At 65.1% G+C, this 20,011-nt stretch carries 24 protein-coding genes; 3 read left to right on the top strand and 21 right to left on the bottom strand.

The genetic code is table 11. The annotated features are described in order from the left end of the window. Positions 1-11: 11 nt before the first annotated feature. Both ACZY1I_RS09550 and ACZY1I_RS09545 read right to left on the bottom strand, forming a co-directional pair. The gene (locus tag ACZY1I_RS09550) at positions 12-413 is read right to left on the bottom strand and encodes a rhodanese-like domain-containing protein (protein ID WP_463754104.1); all 402 of its coding nucleotides are present in this window, start codon (positions 411-413) and stop codon (positions 12-14) included. Continuing rightward, positions 413-1,018, bottom strand: a complete 606-nt coding sequence (locus ACZY1I_RS09545) for a cysteine dioxygenase (protein WP_463754103.1) — start codon at positions 1,016-1,018, stop codon at positions 413-415. The genes ACZY1I_RS09550 and ACZY1I_RS09545 overlap by 1 nt, the downstream gene beginning before the upstream one ends. 139 nt (positions 1,019-1,157) lie before the next feature. Between ACZY1I_RS09545 and ACZY1I_RS09540 the strand changes: the two genes are divergently transcribed. Both ACZY1I_RS09540 and ACZY1I_RS09535 read left to right on the top strand, forming a co-directional pair. Beyond that, complete coding sequence (locus tag ACZY1I_RS09540; RefSeq protein ID WP_463754360.1) at positions 1,158-1,580, top strand: lipoprotein LpqV; 423 nt, start codon at positions 1,158-1,160, stop codon at positions 1,578-1,580. Positions 1,581-1,682: 102 nt separating this feature from the next. Further along, positions 1,683-2,768, top strand: coding sequence for a patatin-like phospholipase family protein (locus ACZY1I_RS09535; RefSeq protein ID WP_463754102.1), 1,086 nt, complete (start codon positions 1,683-1,685; stop codon positions 2,766-2,768). 12 nt (positions 2,769-2,780) lie between these two features. Here ACZY1I_RS09535 and ACZY1I_RS09530 read toward each other — a convergent pair whose 3' ends face one another. From ACZY1I_RS09530 to ACZY1I_RS09490, 9 genes are all read right to left on the bottom strand, one after another. Continuing rightward, entirely contained in the window at positions 2,781-3,650 is an 870-nt protein-coding gene (locus ACZY1I_RS09530; protein ID WP_463754101.1) for a patatin-like phospholipase family protein, read from the bottom strand. Then, positions 3,650-4,531 (bottom strand): class II glutamine amidotransferase, encoded by an 882-nt coding sequence (locus ACZY1I_RS09525; RefSeq protein ID WP_463754100.1) that lies wholly within the window; start codon positions 4,529-4,531, stop codon positions 3,650-3,652. Before ACZY1I_RS09525 ends, ACZY1I_RS09530 begins: the two co-directional genes overlap by 1 nt. A gap of 31 nt (positions 4,532-4,562) precedes the next feature. After that, positions 4,563-5,036: an SRPBCC family protein gene (locus ACZY1I_RS09520; RefSeq protein WP_463754099.1), complete on the bottom strand. Its 474-nt coding sequence runs from the start codon at positions 5,034-5,036 to the stop codon at positions 4,563-4,565. Positions 5,037-5,055: 19 nt separating this feature from the next. Further along, positions 5,056-6,114 (bottom strand): NAD(P)H-dependent amine dehydrogenase family protein, encoded by a 1,059-nt coding sequence (locus ACZY1I_RS09515; protein ID WP_463754098.1) that lies wholly within the window; start codon positions 6,112-6,114, stop codon positions 5,056-5,058. Between the two features lie 32 nt (positions 6,115-6,146). Next, complete coding sequence (locus tag ACZY1I_RS09510; RefSeq protein ID WP_463754097.1) at positions 6,147-7,778, bottom strand: long-chain fatty acid--CoA ligase; 1,632 nt, start codon at positions 7,776-7,778, stop codon at positions 6,147-6,149. A gap of 111 nt (positions 7,779-7,889) precedes the next feature. After that, a complete protein-coding gene (locus ACZY1I_RS09505) occupies positions 7,890-9,113 on the bottom strand; it encodes a YncE family protein (RefSeq protein ID WP_463754359.1) in 1,224 nt (407 codons plus the stop codon). A gap of 496 nt (positions 9,114-9,609) precedes the next feature. After that, complete coding sequence (locus tag ACZY1I_RS09500; RefSeq protein ID WP_463754096.1) at positions 9,610-10,383, bottom strand: DUF427 domain-containing protein; 774 nt, start codon at positions 10,381-10,383, stop codon at positions 9,610-9,612. Between the two features lie 9 nt (positions 10,384-10,392). Next, positions 10,393-10,665: a DUF6295 family protein gene (locus ACZY1I_RS09495; protein ID WP_463754095.1), complete on the bottom strand. Its 273-nt coding sequence runs from the start codon at positions 10,663-10,665 to the stop codon at positions 10,393-10,395. A gap of 12 nt (positions 10,666-10,677) precedes the next feature. Further along, positions 10,678-11,454 carry a dienelactone hydrolase family protein gene (locus ACZY1I_RS09490; RefSeq protein ID WP_463754094.1) on the bottom strand — a complete coding sequence of 259 codons (777 nt, stop codon included), beginning with the start codon at positions 11,452-11,454 and terminating at the stop codon, positions 10,678-10,680. 18 nt (positions 11,455-11,472) lie between these two features. Here ACZY1I_RS09490 and ACZY1I_RS09485 point away from each other — a divergent pair, with 18 nt between their 5' ends. Continuing rightward, positions 11,473-11,982, top strand: coding sequence for a nitroreductase family deazaflavin-dependent oxidoreductase (locus tag ACZY1I_RS09485; RefSeq protein ID WP_463754093.1), 510 nt, complete (start codon positions 11,473-11,475; stop codon positions 11,980-11,982). Between the two features lie 6 nt (positions 11,983-11,988). On the opposite strand, the gene ACZY1I_RS09480 is transcribed toward ACZY1I_RS09485, so the two are convergent. The 10 genes from ACZY1I_RS09480 to ACZY1I_RS09435 form a co-directional block, all read right to left on the bottom strand. After that, entirely contained in the window at positions 11,989-13,593 is a 1,605-nt protein-coding gene (locus ACZY1I_RS09480) for an esterase-like activity of phytase family protein (RefSeq protein ID WP_463754092.1), read from the bottom strand. Between the two features lie 53 nt (positions 13,594-13,646). Continuing rightward, positions 13,647-14,429, bottom strand: a complete 783-nt coding sequence (locus ACZY1I_RS09475; protein ID WP_463754091.1) for a hypothetical protein — start codon at positions 14,427-14,429, stop codon at positions 13,647-13,649. 51 nt (positions 14,430-14,480) lie between these two features. Then, complete coding sequence (locus ACZY1I_RS09470; RefSeq protein WP_463754090.1) at positions 14,481-14,852, bottom strand: MmpS family transport accessory protein; 372 nt, start codon at positions 14,850-14,852, stop codon at positions 14,481-14,483. A 268-nt stretch (positions 14,853-15,120) separates the two neighbouring features. Beyond that, entirely contained in the window at positions 15,121-15,462 is a 342-nt protein-coding gene (locus ACZY1I_RS09465; protein WP_463754089.1) for an MmpS family transport accessory protein, read from the bottom strand. A gap of 123 nt (positions 15,463-15,585) precedes the next feature. Next, positions 15,586-15,981, bottom strand: a complete 396-nt coding sequence (locus ACZY1I_RS09460; RefSeq protein WP_463754088.1) for a YchJ family protein — start codon at positions 15,979-15,981, stop codon at positions 15,586-15,588. A 27-nt stretch (positions 15,982-16,008) separates the two neighbouring features. Continuing rightward, positions 16,009-16,743 (bottom strand): hypothetical protein, encoded by a 735-nt coding sequence (locus tag ACZY1I_RS09455; RefSeq protein WP_463754087.1) that lies wholly within the window; start codon positions 16,741-16,743, stop codon positions 16,009-16,011. Beyond that, positions 16,740-17,675 carry a hypothetical protein gene (locus ACZY1I_RS09450; RefSeq protein WP_463754086.1) on the bottom strand — a complete coding sequence of 312 codons (936 nt, stop codon included), beginning with the start codon at positions 17,673-17,675 and terminating at the stop codon, positions 16,740-16,742. The genes ACZY1I_RS09455 and ACZY1I_RS09450 overlap by 4 nt, the downstream gene beginning before the upstream one ends. Then, positions 17,672-18,667 carry a hypothetical protein gene (locus ACZY1I_RS09445; protein ID WP_463754085.1) on the bottom strand — a complete coding sequence of 332 codons (996 nt, stop codon included), beginning with the start codon at positions 18,665-18,667 and terminating at the stop codon, positions 17,672-17,674. Before ACZY1I_RS09445 ends, ACZY1I_RS09450 begins: the two co-directional genes overlap by 4 nt. Next, a complete protein-coding gene (locus ACZY1I_RS09440) occupies positions 18,658-19,140 on the bottom strand; it encodes a hypothetical protein (protein WP_463754084.1) in 483 nt (160 codons plus the stop codon). Before ACZY1I_RS09440 ends, ACZY1I_RS09445 begins: the two co-directional genes overlap by 10 nt. Then, on the bottom strand, positions 19,130-19,996 hold the full coding sequence (locus tag ACZY1I_RS09435) for a DUF58 domain-containing protein (protein WP_463754083.1): 867 nt from the start codon (positions 19,994-19,996) through the stop codon (positions 19,130-19,132). Before ACZY1I_RS09435 ends, ACZY1I_RS09440 begins: the two co-directional genes overlap by 11 nt. Positions 19,997-20,011 lie beyond the last annotated feature (15 nt).

Below are 20,011 nucleotides of genomic sequence, written 5' to 3'. Positions count from 1 at the left end.
CCTGTCCGGGGCTACGGCCTCAGCTCACCCAGGACATCTGCGGCAACCAGCGCGTGGTAGCCACCGATCACGTCGGTCGCGCTATGTAGGCCCAGATCCAGCAACGCCGCAGCGGCCAGGCTCGAGGTGTAGCCCTCCGAACAGAGGATCACCCATTCGACGTCGTCGTCGACCGCCTGCGGCAGCCGTGCTTCGCTGGTCGGGTCGCAGCGCCACTCCAGCACGTTGCGCTCGATCACCAACGCCCCAGGCACCTCACCCTCACGAGTGCGTTGGGCCTGCGGGCGGATGTCGACGAGCAGCGCACCACGCCGCACCGCGTCGGGCACTTGATCGGCGGGCAGACGGTGATACCGGTTCCGGGCTGCGTCCAGCAACCGGTCGATTCGGCTCTGCACGTCGATCCGAGTCATCAGGGGCCTTCGGGTTGGTCGGTGAGCTCAGTGCGCTGCCGACGCAAGGTATTGCGCGCGGTCACTTCGTAGTACGACATGGCGGTCAGTGGCGGGGAATAGGCGTGCACGCTCAAGGTCGGCTCCACCGGCGCCGCGACTGCCCCCACCGCAGCCGGCGCCGGGCGTGGCGCCCAGACCACGTCATGCACCCAACCTAACGGAAACCCTGCCTGGTCACCCGCGTCAAGTCGACGACGACGCAATTTTCTTCCGTCCCAACGGAATTCGTTCAGCGCCCCAGACAACACCGTCAGCGCGCCGAGCGATCCGCCGTGGTCATGCAATTCGGTGGCGTGTCCCGGTACCCAGCTGATCAGCCAGATGTCGAGCTCGTCGTCGCCATGGATGCGAGCGAACCAGCGTTCGGCATCCGGCACGCCACCCTTAGGGAGCAGATGATCGCAACGCCCACTGAGCACGTCGTCAGCGGCTTGATCGGTGGCATGCAATAGATCGGGGACCCGCAACCGAGTGGGGCCAGGGTACGGGACGGTCAGCGCAGAAGTGGGCGGGGAAAAGCTCGAGCCGGATTTGACGAACGGCTCAGCAAGAGAAATGGCCATGCAGAGGACTCCGGAGTGTGAATCGGATAGGGCAAGCGGCGGCGCGTCAGGGCCGACAACACTCGCAAGATCCGAACCACTCCAGCATGCGGACAGTGTTGCATAGATTGGGACTGTGCGCGGTTACCGAAATCTCCCGGTGCGCCGGGCAGTGCTAGGCGGGACGGCCGTCATCGCGGCGTGTTTATGGGCTGTCACGGGCTGCTCCCAAAGCCATGAACACGGCAAGGCCGCCTCCTCGTCCGCGCGATCATCGGAAGCTGCCAGTCCGGTGCCGCCAGGTTCCATCGGCATCTCCGCGGGCGGCGTGACAACCCGCGTCGACGTGCCCGCGGAATCGACCGAGGAGGAGTATTTCCAGGCCTGTCACGCTGCAAAGGTGTGGATGGACGCACAGCCAAGCGGTGGCGAGACATCGATTGAGCCGTACCTCAGCATGGTTCAGGCTTCCGCGTCCGGCGTCGCAGGCAGTTGGAACAGCCGGTGGCAGGATCTGACGCCGCCGCGTCAGGCGGCGGTGATCGTCGCGGCACAAGCTGCCGCCAGGGGCGAGTGCGGCTGACGTCGCCGGCGCCCCTTTCGGTGCCATTTTGAATTGCGATCAGGGGTGCACGAAACTGTGGCCGGTTCCGGCGCCGCGTGACTTGCCCAGCAGAATGAAGGGATGGCTGAACCGATACCCCTTCGCCCGCGCGCGCCACAAGGGACGCGCGTCGCGCTGGCCCTGGGCAGTGGCGGCGCCCGCGGATACGCCCACATCGGCGTCATCCAGATACTGGAAGAGCGTGGCTACGAGATCGTCGGGATCGCCGGCTCATCGATGGGTGCATTGGTCGGCGGGGTCCAGGCGGCCGGCCGTCTCACCGAGCTCGCCGAATGGGCCCAGTCCCTCACCCAGCGCGCCATCCTGCGATTGCTCGACCCATCGATCAGCGCCGCCGGAGTCCTGCGTGCGGAGAAGATCCTGGATGCCGTCCGCGACATCCTCGGCCCGGTCGACATAGAAGAACTGCCCATCCCCTACACCGCGGTGGCTACCGACCTGCTGACCGGCAAGTCGGTGTGGTTTCAGCGCGGACCGGTCGATGAAGCCATCCGCGCGTCCATCGCGATTCCCGGCGTGATCGCCCCGCACGAGATCGACGGGCGACTGCTGGCCGACGGCGGCATCCTGGATCCGCTGCCCATGGCGCCGATCTCGGCCGTCAATGCCGATCTGACCATCGCGGTGAGCCTCAGCGGCAGCGACACCGGCGCCGCCCGCGACGCGGAGCCGCTTGTGACGATCGACTGGCTGAACCGGATGGTCCGCAGCACCACGGCGATTCTCGACACCAGCGCGGCCAAGTCCCTGCTCGATCGGCCGACCGCCCGGGCGGTTCTGGGTCGATTCGGCGTGGTCATCCCGGAGGACGACTCGGAGTCAGCGGACGACGAGTCGGATGAGATCGATCTGGACGACGACAGTGACCTGCCGGACGTTCCAGACCTCCCGAAGCTCGGCGGCTTCGACGTCATGAACCGGACGATCGACATCGCCCAATCGGCGCTGGCCCGGCACACGCTGGCGGCCTACCCGCCCGACCTGCTGATCGAGGTGCCCCGCACCACTTGCCGCAGCCTGGAATTCCACCGAGCGGTCGAAGTGATCAACATCGGCCGCGAACTGGCCACCCGCGCCCTGGATGCTTTTGAAAGTGCCCGCGACGGTGATGACGACGAATCAGAGCCGACCGCGATCGAGGTCTGACCCCCCGCTCGGTCAGCCGCCGAAGAATCGCGCGATCGCCTCGGCCTCCCGGCGGCCCTGTGCGCGGCCGGCCTTCGCCGAAGCGAACCGACACCGTGGGTCCAGCGGGTTGGCGCCAAACGCGGCCAACGACTCCTCGTCGGCGAACACCCCCAGCGACCGCCCCGGGAACGCATCGATCTCGGCGGCCGGCCCCGGGCCGAACGGCGACGGGGTGTCTGCACCGGCGGGAACCAGTACCACCACCGTGTCGCAGTCATTGGCCACCTCGACGTTGACGGTGCCGTTGACGCCGCCGTCCATGTAGCGCCGACCGCCGATCGTCACCGGCGGCCAGGCGCCCGGCACCGCGCAACTGGCGGCGACAGCGTCGACGAGGCTCACGCCCGACGTCGGGTCGAACACCACGAAATCGCCGGTCGCGGTGTCGACCGCGGTGACTCGTAGCACTCGGTCCGGCCACTCGTGTGCCGGCAGGCGCTGGGCGATCACCTCGCGACGAACGGCCTCGGACACGGTCTCGGTAGCCAGTGCCACCGAACCGATGCGTTGCAGTCGCCCCTTGGTCTTGTCGTAATCCGCCGTGCGTGGCTCACGTAGCGCATCCAGGAAGAGCTCGGTGATGGTTTCGATATCGACGCCGGAATCGATCTCGGCGGATTCCTCGGCGAGCTGCCGGTCGAACAACACGTCCAGTGGGCAATCGCTGCTGATCTGTGCTGCCACCGTCGAACCGGCCGAAGTACCGACCAGCACGTCGGATTCCAGCAACAACCGGGCCGTCGCCGGCGACTCGTCGGCAATTCCGCGCAGAATTCCTGTCTCCCAAGCGATTCCGGCAATTCCGCCACCGGCCAGGACGAGCGCTCGTCTACTACTCATCAGGGCAGCTGCCTGGTGCCGGGCAGGGCGTGCTGGGCGCGGAAGACCGGTTGGCTGAGGTCGTCTCTGCGGACCAGTTGCCGCGGCGGGTCGGGAAGGACCAGAGTGCGGCTGATTTCGAGGTTTGTGTCCACGTAGACGAGTTCGCCCGGGTCGAGCAGACACCATCTGGGATCGTCGTCCATCGGTTCGGTCGCGAACACCACCGACGATCTCTCGGTCAGCGACTCGCTCTGCGCATGAATCCTCTTGGTGGACAAGTTGAAATCGGGCTCCCCGTCGATGCGTCGATCCAGCATGAACAGCTGATGGGTCTCCGGATACCGCAATGCCCACATCTGCGTACCCATGCACAGCAGGATGTTCACGGCGTAGACCGGCACATTCGCGGCCAGCCAGCTGACGGCGTCCACCAAACCTGTTGTCACATCTCCATTTTGGGCGCGGATACCGGCGGTGATCAGGGCAAAAATCCGCTCCGAGTCCGTCTGGCCCAGCACGAGGTCTTTGGCGCCGAGTTCACGAAGCCGTTCGTCCACGAGGTCGAGACCCTCGATCATGCCGTTGTGCGCGAAGATCCTGCCGTCTTGCAAGAACGGGTGGGTGTTGCGGACATCCAGCGATCCCGTCGTCGCGTACCGGACGTGCGCGATGAATGTGGTGCCATCGAGCCGGTGGGCATCGGTGGCGAATTCCGCGTCCTGCCAGGCAGCTATGGGCTCTTTGTGCAGCTGCGGTCGTCCATGCTCGTCGAACACGCCCAGACCGGTGCCATCGGGATTCTTGCGGCTCTGCTCGGCGAGGCTGTCGGGGGCGTCCAACAGCCAGAACGTCGCGGTAACCACTTCTGTCCCGGCGTGCAGGCCAAAAAGTCGACACATGGCCCAGACAGTACCGAGGCGGTGTTACAGATCAGCCCACCAGTTGCGCCGACAACTTCTCCAGTGCCACCCGGGCGTAGCCCTTCCACATCTTGCCCAGCACCGGCAGCACGGGAGCCACGGTGGATGACTTGGGATGCAGGGCCCATTGCCAGGTCACCTTGGTCCCGGTGCCGGCCGGAACGAACGACCATCTCCCGTCGACTGAGGTGACCAGCGCCGCCAACGGGCCGCTGATGTCTGAGAGCGTGTATTCGAAGGATCGCGGTGCGTCGACGCTGGTCAGCAGTTCGCGGACCCGGCCGCCGCCGACCATGAGCACGGTGCGGGTCTGACCGGCCGCATCCCAGTCGCCGGTTTGGTCGCGTACCGCCTTGATCGGCGGCAAGACCCCGTACCACTGCGAGAAGATCGCCGGCAGCGAAATAGGCATGGTGCCGGTGAAAGCGTCCTCGACCGAAACGGGTATCGCTCGGGACTGCTCGACGACGACGGGCTTTGCCATGTGGGTCCTTTCGCGCGGATTATCGGGACAGCCGGGGCGCCGCCCGACCGGTGATGAGGGGCAGGTCGAAGAATCCCTGGATGCCCGCCGGGGCGGCGCAGGTCGCAGGAACCGCGTTGACGCAGTGCGCCGCCGTGGCCACGATGCCGGGGTTGCTTTCCAATCCCGCCTGGACGCTTTCGGGCTGCCACCCCTTGATGGTGACGAAGGTATCCGGGTTTCCTTTGATCTCGACCTCGTAGCGCTCCCCCGCCGGCCCGAAAGACCAAGGCGGATCGAGGTTTTCTTCACCCATCAACCAATTGACGGTGATCAATACGACGGGAGTGTCGCCGACGAATGCCTCCCAGTGGAAACGACGTCCCGCGACCTGTCCGGGCTCGATCACGCCGATCGGCGAGTCGATCGGTGCCGTCGCGACTGCCACCTCTTGGGAAGGACGGATCTCGGGGTCGGCGGCGAAGCCCAACTTGTCGACGCACAACCGCACCGACTGGAAGAAGCCGCCATTCAACAATTTCTGCATGGGCCCGGTCAGCGCGCTGTCCGGGGTGCCGCCGAAGCCCATCACATAGCGCAGCACATCGGGCGCGCCATAGGTGCGCAGATCGGAAAACTCTTCGGCGCGAACAAAAGTCACGCCGGTCGACATCACCGAAAGCAACAGCGGGAACAGTTCGGTGGCCGCCCCAGGCCCGATGCCTGCGCCGTGCAACGTCGCGTTGCCGGCTTGTGCGGCGACCTCGAGCGGCGCGGCCTCCTTCTCGGTCGGGTAGAACCAACCGAGCGGCGAGACAACGTTTTTACCTGAGTGCAGCAGGGCGGCGACCTCGTCGACGCTAGGCAACAACGGCGCGTAGATCACCGCGTCGGCGTCCAGTGCGAGCACGTCATCGATGCTGTTGGTGGTTATCACACCCAACGGTTCCGTGCCGATGATGTCGCCGACGTCCTTGCCTGCCTTGGCGTCGGAATGCACCCAGCACCCGACGAGTTCGAGTTCGGGGTGTTCCAGCACGCCCTTGATCGCGGCGACGCCGACCCCTCCGGTTGCCCACTGCACGACCCGCAAGCTCATACCGCTCGCCTCCTCACGCTTATTGCGCGTGCTTATCCGGATGCCTCAACGACATCGTATTCACCGTCGGCGTAGCGGGATCGGATGCCCTTCTTGTCGTACTTGCCGACGCTGGTGCGCGGGATCTCGTCGGCAAATGCCCACCGTTCCGGCAGCCACCAACGAACCACCTTGTCCGCCAGGAATTTTCGCAGTTCGGCGGCGGTGACATCGGCGCCTTCGCGGGCGACGACGACGGCGAGTGGCCGTTCCTGCCAACGCTCGTCGGGTACGCCGACGACGGCCGCCTCGAGCACATCGGGGTGGCCGATCAGGCAGTTCTCCAACTCGACCGAGGAAATCCATTCCCCACCGGACTTGATGACGTCCTTGGCGCGGTCGGTCAAGGTGACGAAGCCCCGTTCGTCGATGCGGCCCACATCGCCGGTGCGCAACCATCCGGAGTCGAACTTGGACTCGTCGTGGCCCCGGTAGTACGAACCGGTGATCCACGGCCCGCGAACTTCCACCTCGCCGACTGCCACGCCGTCATTGGGCAACACCGCACCTTCGTCGTCGACGATGCGTGTTTCGACGCCGCACACCGGTTGGCCCTGGGTTCCGCGGTATGCCCAGTGCTGGTCCTCGGGAGTTCCCGGCGGCGGCCAGGCCATGGTCGCGAGCGGGGATGTCTCCGTCATTCCCCACAGTTGCCGAATCTGGACGTCGTGTTTGTCCTCGAAGGTGCGCATCAGCGACACCGGAACGGCCGAACCCCCGCAGACGACCATCCGCAGCGAGGACATGTCGTGCCCCGGGTTCTTTTCCAGGTGATGCATGACGTCGTTCCAAATGGTCGGCACCGCGCCGGCCAGCGTGGGCCGCTGCGTCTCCACCATGTCGATGAGCGCCGGCGCGTTGAGGTGGCGATCGGGTAATACCAGATCGGCGCCCGCCATCAGCGCCGCGTACGGCAGACCCCACCCGTTGGCGTGAAACATCGGCACGATGGGTAGCACCCGATCGCTGGACCCGATCCCGATGCCATTGGCCGTACATGCCGCCATGGTGTGCAGGTAGCTCGAACGATGCGTGTAGACAACACCTTTGGGGTTTCCGGTGGTGCCGCTGGTGTAACACATCGCGGCGGCGGAGTTCTCATCGACGGCGGGCCAATCGAATTCGGTCGACTCGCCGTCGATCAGATCGTTGAAACGCACCACCGTCTTGCCCGCATCTTCCAGTGCGCTGACATCGCCCTCGCCCACCGCGACCACGGTGTGCACGGTGTCGAGTTCGGACAGCACCGGCCCCAGCACGGTGGCCAATGACTGGTCAACGAGCACGACCTGGTCTTCGGCTTCGTTGGCCACAAAGGCCATTTGCTCGGGGAACAGTCGGATGTTGAGCGTGTGCAGCACTGCGCCCATCGAGGGAACGGCGAGGTAGGCCGCAAGGTGCTCGGAGTTGTTCCACATGAACGTGGCGACCCGCTGATCGCCGGTGACACCGAGGCGGCGCAATGCATTTGCCAGTTGGGCGGCTTGTTGACCAACCTTGCGGTAGGTGGTGCGCCGGTAGCCATCACCGGTGGCAGTGATGGCTTCACGCGCCCCGTGGACACCGCAGCCGTGCCGCATGATCGCGGCAATCGTCAGCGGAAATTCCTGCATCGTGCCGTACATCGATGTGCCGCCTCACACGTCCCCGGCGCTGCACCGCCTCATGTCCCGTTGGGCGAATGCTATCGCCGCACCGGGTCAGTAGAAACGTCGACCCGCACCCGAACCCGGGGGTCAGACCAGCGCGGCGTCGTACTGCAGCAGGTCGGGAACGAACAGGTCCACCGAACGCTTGGCTTCGATTGCCCGCGGCTCGCCCGATTCGACGTTCGCCTCGATCGGCGCCACCGTCACAGCGCCGGAGTAGTCGGCGATGTAGAGCTGTGTGCCATCGGGGCTTTCGACCACGCATGACGGTTGAGTCGCCACGCTGACGGTGTCGATGACGTCCTGGGTGAGCGTGCACAACATGGTGACGCTTTCGTCGCTGACCAGGTAGGCCCGCTCGCCGTTGCCGCTGATTGTCAGCCGGGTGAGCAGACCGCTGAACTCGGCGATCTTGCGGGTGCTGGTGATCTTGTTGGTGCGGGTGTCGAACACGTCGATCACCGCGAACTTGGGACCGCTGCTGGCGACGTACACCAGGGCGCCGTTGGGGCTGATGGCAACATCGCGGACGTCCAGATCGATGTCGATGGTCTCGACGATCCGCAGGCCGGGCTTGGCGTTCTCCTTCGCGGCCTTCTGCGTTCCCTTCGCCCTCGACTTCGCCGGCGCCTTGGCCGGGGTCTTGGCGTTCTGCCGGCGCCAGCGCGAGCGCCCGGCGTTGGCGTCTTCCTCGGCCGCGATGCCGGTGTCGACCACAATCAGCTTGCCGCCGGACGGCCCGTTGACGCCGACGTACACGCGGCGGCCGTCGGGACTGACGCGCACGCACTCGGTCGTGGTGCCGGCGGTCGTAGAGATGTCGATGACCTCGACGCGGTCCGTCGTGGTGTCCAGCACCGCGATGTCAGCGCCGCGGGCGCCGTTTCGGCTCGCGTAGACCCGCTTGCCGTCGGCGCTGGCCGTCATGTCGCTCACGCTGAGCGCGAGCGGGTGGGTCGCGACCACCGTGTTGGTGGTCAGGTCGAGGACCTGGATCGAGTCGTAGGCCGGCGACACCGCTGTCACATAGGCGCGGTGTGTCGCAGCCTCACCCATGGCGATGGCGAACGGTTCGTCGACGTCGGCGATGGTGCCCACCACGCGGCAGATGTCGGTGTCGATGATCGAGATGCTGTTGCCGCCATAGTTCGTGACCAGCAAGCGGCGGCCATCGGGGCTTGCCACGATGCCGCTGATCGGCCCCTTGTTGACGCGAATCTGGACCGCGACCGGGTCAGCAGGCGTTGCCTGTGAGTCGCTGACCTCTGGGGACTCAAGGACTGCAACATCCCGGCCGGTCACTTTGCTCATGAGGCTCATGCTGGAACCGCCTTCGCTGTCTTCGTCGGGCTCGTCCGGACTGGGTGCCAGATATTGCGGAACTTCATGGAAAACTGACATCCGGTAAAGCACATAGCAGCACCAAAAGGGCTGTTTCGACTACGTTTCGCGTTCAGTTTAGCCGCAAAATTCCGGCTAAAAATAATTCAATTTAGCCGTTGTTACCTACGTCACGCTGCGCGCTTATATTGCACTCAGGATGCGCAAAACCAAGGCTACCAGCCCATCTCATCGGCAACTTTCATGGTTGCTTTTACCAGTCATTATGATCATTTCAGCTAATGACCTCCGCCCAGCTTCAGCGTCCGCTGGATAAGAAATTCTTACATTTTTCAACAGAACGAGGGGAACATCACATTCCTTTGCTGACGCGTGTCGCGCCCCCGCGAATTCCCCGCTTCGCCGCTACGACGCGCCGAAATGGGGGGAAATTTACGAATCCGAAACCGGGCCGGCGACCGAGCCGTCAACTGCTGAACTGCGTGCGCGGGCGGGCCAGCGCGGCACCGTCGACGATGATGTCGAGTTTCTCGTTGTAGAAGGCGACCAACCCGGCGATCGCAGCGACGGCAGGCAAGGGGTAGTGGTAGCTCCACGCCAGGTCCGGATGCAGCGTTTCGCCGGTCCGCACCGACCAGTAACCCGACGTCACTCCCTTATAGGGGCACAGCGTCTGTGTGGGAGTGGGTTCCAGGTGCTCGAAAGCGATGTCCGCCGGGTCGATGTAGTACCTGGTGGGCAAACCGGTTTCGAACAGCAGCACCGGAGACCGGGTCTCGGCAAGCACGACACCGTCCAGCTCTACCCGCACATGGCGGTGCGAGCGCAGCGCATCAACCCGCGAATACGGATTGCGCGGATGGCCGTAGATCGGCTCGTCCTCTTCGAACCACCGCAACGGATCCCAGTTGAAGCGCACCAAACCCGCGACGGGACTCTCACCGCCTGCATCGAACACCCGCGCCGCCGACGGATGGGTCTGGCCGGCGCCGACCAGGGAATGCAACCGCGACGGCCCCAACTGAACCTTCTGCGGGTGATCCTCGTCGCGCAGGAAATCGGCGCGCACATCGGCCAGCGGCACGTAGTACTGCGGGTAGTAAGGCAACTCCCACACGTATCGCGCCGCTGTGGTGTCAAAGACCAACTCATGGCCGAGATAGCCGCGGACGCGACGAGGTGCCGGCTCGATTCGTCCACGCGCAGCAGCCATTTGGGGATAGTCGTGGTCGGTGGTCATGATTCGCCTTTACTGGTCGCGGGACGCGAGGCCAACGGGCGCGTGGGCAATCGCGTTGCGGATCGCGTCGGCCAGAGCCAGCGCACTTTCCTCGGTGAGTTCCAAAGCGACGCGCGCGGCCGGCCCGAGATCCGGGTTGATGACGTCGATGTTGACGGTGTGCCCGTAGGGCGCGTGGACCGGGTGGTCGACGTACACCGTCGCGCGGTCGGCGCCGAACCAACCGGTAGCCCCTTTGCCGCTGCCATCGATCTGGACATGTTCGGTGAGATAGGTGCACATTGGTTGTCAGACCTAGCCTTTCAGGTGAGCGCTGAAGAAATCGTCGATACGACGCCAGCCGTCGACGGCCGCTTCCGGGCGGTACGCCGGCCGGTCAACGGAGAAGAAGCTGTGTCCCGCACCGTCGTAGGAATGGAACTCGTGTGGCTTGCCCAGCCGGGTCAGTTCGGCGTCCAATGCGGCCACCCCGTCCGGCGCCGGGAATCGGTCCTGTGCGCCGAACAGACCCAGCATGGGGCAACCGAGGTTCGGCGCCAGGCCGAGGATGGGTTTCATAGCCTTGGGCATCCCCTCCGGCGGATCCTCGACGATGAACGCGCCATAGCAGTCGACCGCGGCATCGAACGGCAGCGAACAGGCGGCCAGGTAGGCGTGCCGCCCACCCGAGCAGTGTCCGATCACGCCGAATTTTCCGTTAGCACCGGGCAATTCGCGTAGGTGCGCGACGGCCCCGGCGACATCGCCGATTAACCGTTCGTCCGGCACTCCGCCGGCGGCGCGTGCCGCCGCGGCCGCATCATCGGGATCTGCGCCCGGCGCTTCCCGGGAATAGAGATTCGGCGCCACCGTGTGATAGCCGCTCACCGCCAAACGGCGAACGAATTCCTTTGTCTCACGGTCATATCCGGGCATGTGGTGGATCCAGACGACGCTTCCGCGGGAGCCCTCCGCGAGAGGCATCGCTCGGTAGGCCTCGATCTCGTCACCTCCGTGACCGGTGATGGTGATCGTCTCGGCGCGAATGGCATCTGAGTTGGGGGATTTCACTCCTCCCAGCTTGCCACTCACGCGAGTACTGTCTAGCCCGTGCCATTTCTCCGGGACAGCCCGATTCGGGGACGACGACTGCGTGTCGACGAAGCGCTCGTCGAGCGCGCGGTGATGTCTCCGGTCGGCTACCAGTTCCTGCTCCATCTCGCGCCACGCATCGACAAGGTGTTGATCCCGCGGACGAAGGGGAGGCTGAGTTCGGCCGGCCTTGACTCGGTTGGTCTTGTCACCTCAACCGGCGCCAAGTCCGGACGGCCCCGTACGCATCCGCTGGCATTGATTGACGACGGCGACGGTCTGTTGGCGATCGGATCGAACTACGGGCGGCCGAACCATCCGGCGTGGAGTGCAAACCTGCTGGCAGACCCCGAATGCATTGTCGAGTTCAGGGGCCCGCCCAAGCACTACCGCGCCGAACTACTGGCCGGCGACGCCCGCGCCAAGGCCTGGACCGACGCCAACGATTTCTACGCCGGCTACGAGAGCTACCGAGCCAAGTGCGCGCCGCGCCAGATCAGGGTCTTTCGGTTGCGGCCGAGCGCCTGACCGCGTTCAGCCGACTTTGACCGGGACCTTCACCGATTCCGTCTTGGCGGGCAACGCAGTGGTATCGACGGAAAGTATCTCGCCGTTGTCCTGAGTTCCGTTGGGCAGCGTCTTGGGCTTGAGCCGGAACGGCGGGTTGGCCGGACCGGGGCCGTCAGCCAGCCCGGCAAGTCCGAAGTCGCTGTCGTTGGCCAGGATTAGCGTGTTTCCGCCGTCCGGGGAGATGAGGCCTTCGATCTTGTCGTGTCCGAAGAAGTCGCCCTTGGGCGACAACGTACGCACCAACTCGCCGAGGTCGAGTTTGAGTGACTTGTTGGCTACCGTGATGCCCGCGGCCTTGAGCTTGGCAGTTGCGTCGGCGTCCGTGGTGACTCCGACCAAGGTCTCGATCGGCATCTTGTTGATCAGCAGGCCACCCGCATCGGCATCGTAGGTCGCGCCGGGCACGGTCGAAGCCGGGCCGACATCGGTGGCCGGGGCGACGTCGGCCAGATAGATCTTCTTGTTGCCGTTCGGTGCGGTCTTGCCGTCTCGTTCGTCGATCAGGAACTGGGTGGCGCTCAGCGCGAAGATCTCCGATACTCCGACGTTTGATTCCTGCGGGTTGGCCAGCGGGTACAGATACTCGTGCACAATCCTGCGGTCAATCAGGTTGATGGTCACGATGCGGGTGATGGGAACGGACTTGGCCGCACCTTGCAGACCAGGCGTCTGCAGGGCGGACTGCATGATCGCCACCAAGGTGTTGCCGTCCGGGGTGATGGTCAACCCCTCCAGTCCCTGATTCGGGGTGCGCAACGAGAGCTCTCGGGGCAGGGAGCCGTCATAAGGCGAAAGGCGTTCCAGCTCTTTGCCGTTGGCGTCGAAATAGATGATGTAGGGGCCGTACTCGTCGGAGACCCAGAAGGTGCCCTCGGTCCGGGCGACCAAACCCTCCGGGTCGAGGCCGTAATCGGAGGGCGGCAGCGGCGTGCCGTTGAGGTCGACCATCGTCTCGCCACCACTGGCGTGCGGATCGACCAACCCCACCAGCGGGGTGCCCTCGGTGCCCTCCAAGGTGATGGTCCGCTCCACGGTGGCAATACCGTTGGCGAGCTTCAGCTTGGCGATATGAGGGTGGAACTCGGGAAGGGGAAGCACCTTCTCGTTCGGGGCTCGTCCGTCGACGTTGGGGCCACGGTCGGTGATGCCGTAGATCTCGTCGGTACTGCCGGGCACGGCCGCGATCGCCGACCCGTGTGCGCTGGCCTTGATCACCACGCCGCCCATGGTGGCCAGCGGCAAATGATCCTCGGCATACAACTTGACGGCGCGGCTGACGGTGACGTTGAGTTCGTCGGTGCCGGTGAAACCGGCGTCCGGCGTGTAAACCATCGACCCGTTGTCGCCGTAGGTGATCTTGCCGTGACTGGGCTTGCCGAACGCTACCGGCGTGATACCGCCGGTAGCCGCCAACATCTGGTCCGGCTTGATGGTGAGCGGCTTCCCGGTCGCCGTGTTGAACTCGGCTTTCGAGGAAGTCGGCATCGACGGCGACGCGCTCGATGCGCAGGCCGCAACGGTGACTAGCACCGTCGCGATCACGGTCACCGATCTCGCTTTATTCGCCATTTGCATTGCCTAACAGCACAAGTTAAAGGGTTGATGTACGACAGACGAGCGCACTACTGCTTCTTGTCTCGCACCTTGTAGGTCGAGGGCCATGATTTACGGGACTCGTCGCCGGTCAGCGGCGTTCCCATGCCTCCGACCTTGACGTTGTAGGCCTCTTTACCGGGACCCACTTCGCGATTGGCGTGCTCCTGGGCAAGGTAGTACAGCTCATCGATAGTCGCCTCATCGTAGGCCACGAACGAAGTCTCCCGGGCGACATCGTCGATCCCTGCGAGCATCCGCTCGGGCAGCACCCGCGATATCAGCGCCGCTGCGCCCAGCAGCGAGAACGGAATGACCCAGTAGCAAACGAAGGACAGCGGGGTCTTGGTGTCCAGGATCGTCGAGTTGCCTTGCACGATCGGCGGGATGGCCGAGGACAGCGTCATGCCGCCGAACGCGGCCACCCAGATCCAGGTCAGCCGGGTGGTGACCCGGTTGAACAACTCGGTCTTGATCACATCAGGGGGTTGCTCGGCGGCGGCGATCTCGCGCACGAATGGCTTACCGATCAGAACGCCGACCAGTGCAACCAAGAATATGCCGGCGTTGCTGAGCGGCTGTATCCAGCGCGCCATGAAGGACTCGTTGAGAACGAACGTCAAGACGGCCAGCACCACGAAGGTTGCGACGGCACCGACTTCGAGAGTTCGGCCGGGCTTGCCGGCAGCGCGTCCGATGGCGTAGACCGCGATTGCCATCAGCAAAGCGATGGACACTGCGGTGGCGAACGGCACGTTACCGACAAGGACCCAATAAACGATCCACGGTGCAAAGCCAAAGAGCATGCCCACAACGGGTCAGTCTATGGCTGGGCGAGATCGCGTTGCGGTGCGGGCGGTTTCCTACCCGGGCGCCCACTTGTTTCCGGATGACCCGAAGCAGCTGGCGATCAGCTGGGTCGGGCCGCTTTGAGCGATCTGCTTGTCGTTCGCCAGGATCCGGCAGCTGATGGTGGCGTCGGACTCAAGGCTGGTCACCATCAACGAGACGAACACAACCGTCGGGCCGATCGTCACCGTTTTGGTCCACGGCAGCGACACGTGATTGGCCTGCTCAGTGTCCTTTTGTCCCGTGTAGCTGATGTCCACGGAATCGCCGGAGCCCTCGACCTGATAGGTGATCTCGGTGCTGCCGGGCTGGGAGTCCCGGGCGACGAAGACGAGCACGGACACGCCGATCACCATGACGACGAAGACCGCCACTCCCCCGAGCACCCATGGCCACCAACGCCTGCGTCGGGGAGCGGGGTATCCATACGGCGGGTATCCAGGGGGTGGCGGATAGCCGGGTGGCGGGTAGTTGTACATGGTGCTCCCGAATCGCGGTGCAGCTACCCGTACATCACAGCAAATTTTCCGCCCGCCGCGTGCATTTTTTGCTGTTCAGGTCACGCTTGCGATCGGCGCTAGCCCAATGGCGCCGACCCGCTGCGCCCGGCTCCGCCGCGCTTGCGATCGCCACGGGCCTGGCTTGCGATCGGCGCTAGCGCGTGAAGATGCAGTGCGCCGAGCCGCCGACCGGCTGCTCGGCCACCACGTGGCCATTGATCGAGATGCGACAGCCGGGCGGGGTTGCGCCATTGCCGACCACCACGACCTGGAACATCGTGACGTCGGGGCCGGCCTGGACGGTCCGACTCCACGGCAGCGTGGCGTTGTAGACGCGATCGATGGCCGGGTCGGTGTCGATGGTCAACGCCTGTCCCGACCCCAGTGCCTCGAATACCACTGTGCTGTTGTCGGCGTATGCCGCCGGAGCAGCGAAGATGCCGGAGGCAGCACTGATTGCCAGTGCTGATAGACCCACCCGGGCGAGGTGCTTCATGTGCATGGAAACCCCCAAGGTTTTGCCAATCAAACTCACAACGTTTGCATCATCGTACGGATTGGCCACTTTGCGAAACAGTGTTTTGATGGTTACCAGATCCGCCCTCCCGCAAACGTCGGCTCAGCCCTTCGGCAGGGCGTCCAGATAGAACCATTGGCCGGCGCGCCGCTCGAAGCTGCTGCGCTCGTGCATGCTGCCCGCGCGACCCGCGGACTGGAAGTGGGCGGTGAACTCAACCTCGCCGCGATCGTCGTCCGGGCCGCCCGCGACGGTGTCGATCACCTCCAGCCCGGTCCAGGTGACGGCCGGGTCGACAGTCACATCGACCGGTCTGCTGCGCGGGTGCCAGGTGCGAAAAAGATAGTCGGCGTCTGCGTAGGCGAACGCCGTGTACCGCGAGCGCATCAACTCCTCGGCCGATCGCGCCTGGCGTTCACCGTGCAGCAAGGGCCCGCAGCACGCCCGATGAACAATTCCGCTGCCGCATGGGCACGGCGGCCCGAGGAGTCCGGTCACGTCGACGAGCCTATGGCGGCGGCGCGTCTATCCCGGCGGCGCGGCGTCTGCCGCGTCCTGCAGTAGCTGTAGCAACTTGCCGAGTGGATCACCCGCGCCCGGCTCGAGCCGACGAGGTGGGATCTCCCGACCGTCGCGCGTCACGACGGGGGGCGGTGGCGGCGGAGGTGGAAGCAGCACTGCCACCGGCGGCGGGGGTAGTGGCACCGCGGGCGGCGGGGCAGTCAGCGCGGTCGTCTTATTGGCCAACCGAGTTGCGGCGTCGTCTCGGATAGCGTGCCGCTCCTGGTTTGGATCGGTGTTTCCTGAAAAGCAGGCTTGCGGCGCATCACCCACAACGCCGAGCGCGCTTGCATACCGTTCCCCGGCGCGGGCCCGGTCACCTGCCGCCGCTGCCCGGTCACCTTGGGTTTCGCGGACCAGTTCGAGGTTGACTCGGACCAGGCAGGAGCTGGCGGCGTCGGTGCGGGCAAGCGCGGCGGTGAACTGGCTGTCGGCGTCGTCGAGCCTGCCGCCCAGCACCGCGGCAGCGCCCGCGGCAAACGGCGCCTTGGCCGGTTCCACCACGTTGCCCAAGCCGAGGACCGCTGCATCCTCGCGAACCCTGTTGCCGTCGCCTCCTGCAAAAGCGGAGACTGCTGAATTCCCCACCACGACAAGTGATAGCAGTTTGCCGGCGACCAGCAGCAGAACAATAGTCAGTGGGGCCGAGTAGATCAGCAGCCGTCTTCGCAGTCGCAGCCGCACTGGTGAGCGGGTCATAGTGCCAGGTCCCGTCGAGCTAGGCGGCCGCGTCGAATTTCGCGGACGGAACGGTAGATCTCGGCGAGCAGGAGGCCCGCGGCGAGCAGAGCGGGCAGCCAGTAAAGCTCAATCCGCGGGATCGCCTCCACTCGGATTCCGGTGCCGTCCGGCGCGTCAGGCAGGTCAGGGTGAAAGGGCTGAGCGGCCACCCGGTGCAGGTACGTCACGCCGAGTTGTCCGGCGATTTTGCGCAATTCGGCTTCGTCGATCGCACCGGCGCTTCCGTAGCCCAACACCGCTCCACTGGCCACCGCACTCTGCGTGAGCTCGAAGTCGCCTTGCGGCGCGCGCGAACCCGGTGCGCCGGAACCGAAGTACAGCACCACATTCCGCGAACCCGGATATTGCTGCGTCGCCTCGATAAGCTGATAGCGCAGCACGTTTGCGGCCGCGGCGGCATCGACGTCGACTCCCGCGTCGGAGTAGGGTCTCAGTGCAGCGACGGTCGGGCGCAAACTCCATACGTCCTCGGACAACGGCCAATCCAGCGCGGCCCGCGATGCGAAGTCGACGAGCGCATACCGGGCCGCCGGGTACTGCTTTATCAACGCTGCTATGTCGTCGCGCATACCCGCGATCCGTGGTTGGCCGGTGCCGTAGTCCGTCACACCCGAGTTGACCGACCGATCGACGATCAAGAACACGTTGAGATTTTCACCGGCCGCTGCTGTTGTGCGCCTTCGAGGTTCGTCGTCGCGCAGGGCCGGTCTGGTAGCCGCAGCAGTGACCAGTAGTACTGCCAGAGTCACACCACTCCACCGCAGTACCGCGAGTGCCCGTCGACGTCCCGCTGACTGAAGCACCTGCCGCAGCGCCACCAGACGCGCGAGGACAAGTGCGCCGATAACGACGGCGAGAATCGCCCAAGGCAGTACGGGCTGGAACGTCATCGGCGCAACATCAGCAGGGCCACGCAGAGCACCGCGGCCGACACCAACGCCAGCGCCAACGGCATCACCGGCGCATCCTGGAAGTCCGCTGCCACGACCGTACCGTCGGCACGGCGCGCCGGTGGAGTGTTCGCCCGAATCTCGTTGAGCCCCGCGACCATTGATCCGGGTCCCGGTACCAGGTAACGGCCGTCGGTCTGCTCGGTCAGCGCGAGCAGGGAACCACTCGCCGGTGACGGGGCGGTGTCGACCACATTGAGTTGAATGGCAGCCCGTTGGGCCAGGTCCCGCACCCCACCGGCATCGAATAGCACGGCACGAAGCTCCCCGTCATCACCGAAATTCGAGGGCCCCAGATAGATCACCGAACGTCGGCGGGTGCTGGGTTGCTCGAACAAGGGGAACCCTGAGATACACAGGGCCAGAGTGTCATTCACGCTCGCGACGTAGTCGGTGTAAGGCACCGTGGGGGCGAAGGACTCTGACGACGCCGCACGCGTGCGGGCGTAGTCGCCGAATCGCGCCGCCGCATACTGATGGTCGCGCGTCAACGGCACCAGACGGCGGTTAACCGAGGTCAAACCGATGCGCTGGCTCTGGTAAGCCGCAGTGGCCTGATCGGCATCACTGGCCTGCCGCGCGAAGTAGTCGAGCAGTTCAGCCGTCGTCGCATCGGTCACCGATTGCCCGACACACAGCATGATGTCCTCGGGGTGAGCGGCGTCGGACACTTTGTCGATCTCGATCGGACGGGCCGCTGCCCAGGTTGCCGCGCCGAACATGATCGTCAGCACCACCAGGGTCACTATCGTCGAAATCGCCCGCAAACGAGCCACTTTCACGTATTCGGGCAACCGGGTCAGCCGTGCGACGTTGGCCAGCGGGCGTAGCCGGGTGCGGGCAGCGCTCATGGGTAACAACGCCGCAAGCACCACGGCGGCGACCAAGCTTGCCGATCCGATAGCCCCTACCGGCCACCATTTCAGGTCCACGTGCGGATCAACTCCTGCACCTGGGCACTGACGTCCACTATGTCGACCCGCGCCTCGGCGTTGAACTGTCCGTCGCCGAGCCTGGCCAGCAGCGGTACGGCCGCGGCCAGGTGTCCGGCGCCTTCCACTTTCAGAGCATCGATGTGCAGGTACTGGGCTCTGACGCCGGTGGCCTGATGCAGGAAGCTGCGTATCGTTCGACTGATCGCCGCACAGGCCGCCGAAGCCGACGTCCGTCCGGCAATGTGCTCATCGGCGATGCCCTGCACGCTCCGGGCGAACCGGTAGCGGATGAACCGGGCGTGCAGTCGCCGCACGACAGGGATGCGCCGCAACCGGCTCGACGGCAGCGTCCACACGAAGATGCCTGCATACCAACCAATGACGGCAACCACCAGTAGTACGGCCCACCACAGCCACCACGACGAGTACGGTTGCGGACCAAACACGTGGCGCAGCAGATCATCTGGCACGGGTGACCCCCTCCGTCAGGCCGACGAGCTTGCGCCGGATGTCGTCGCTGCCGGCGATGGTTGCGTTGGGGATGGCGTGACTGGTGAGGAACGCGCCGAGACGGTCGCGACGGGCGTGCTCGGCACGGCGGTACGCGTCGACGACCCGCGGGCCAAGGTCGGCTCCGTTGAGGACGAAACGCCCTGTGGCGACGTCGAATCCGTCGGTGCCGTCGGGACCCAGCGCCGGCATGTCCGACACCATCGCCCACATGATGTCGTGGCGCCCAGCCAATCTGGTGAGCGCATGGCTGAGCCCTTCGTCGACTTCGGGTTCGTCGGACACCACGATGATGAGCATGGTGTGCCGGTAATGCGTTGCGACGTAATTGAGTTGGGCGGTGATTTGGCTGGGTCCTGGCTCGGTGATGGTGTGCTGGTACCAGCGGTGCAGCAGTCCCTCGATGTGCGACTCGCCACGCCGCTGAGGGACGTTCGCCGAACCGCGGCGGTCGCCATAGACCATGCCGATCTGATCGGACCGCCGTAAGCCGATCAAGCCCACCGCGCCCATGATGTTCGCGGCGACGTCGCGCTTGTACTCCTCACTCGGCGCCAGCGCCGACATGTTGGCGCCGGCGTCAGCGACGAGCAGGATTTTATGGTGCTTCTCGGAGACGAACCGTTTGATCAACACGCTGCCCGAACGCGCGGAGGCCTTCCAGTCAATGTCGCGCACGTCGTCGCCGGGAACGTACTCGCGTAGGTCGTCGAACTCCATGCTGCGCGTGTGCGACAGCGCGTAGCGACCGCCTTCCAGCAGGCCGCGGGTGTCGGTACCGAAGTGCGCTTTCGCCCGGTTGAGGTGTTTTCCCAAGGTGACCGTCTGGCC

Source organism: Mycobacterium sp. IDUB_37, assembly GCF_055419245.1.
Note: the sequence above shows the minus strand (reverse complement) of the source record. Positions and strands in the feature narration are given on the sequence as shown.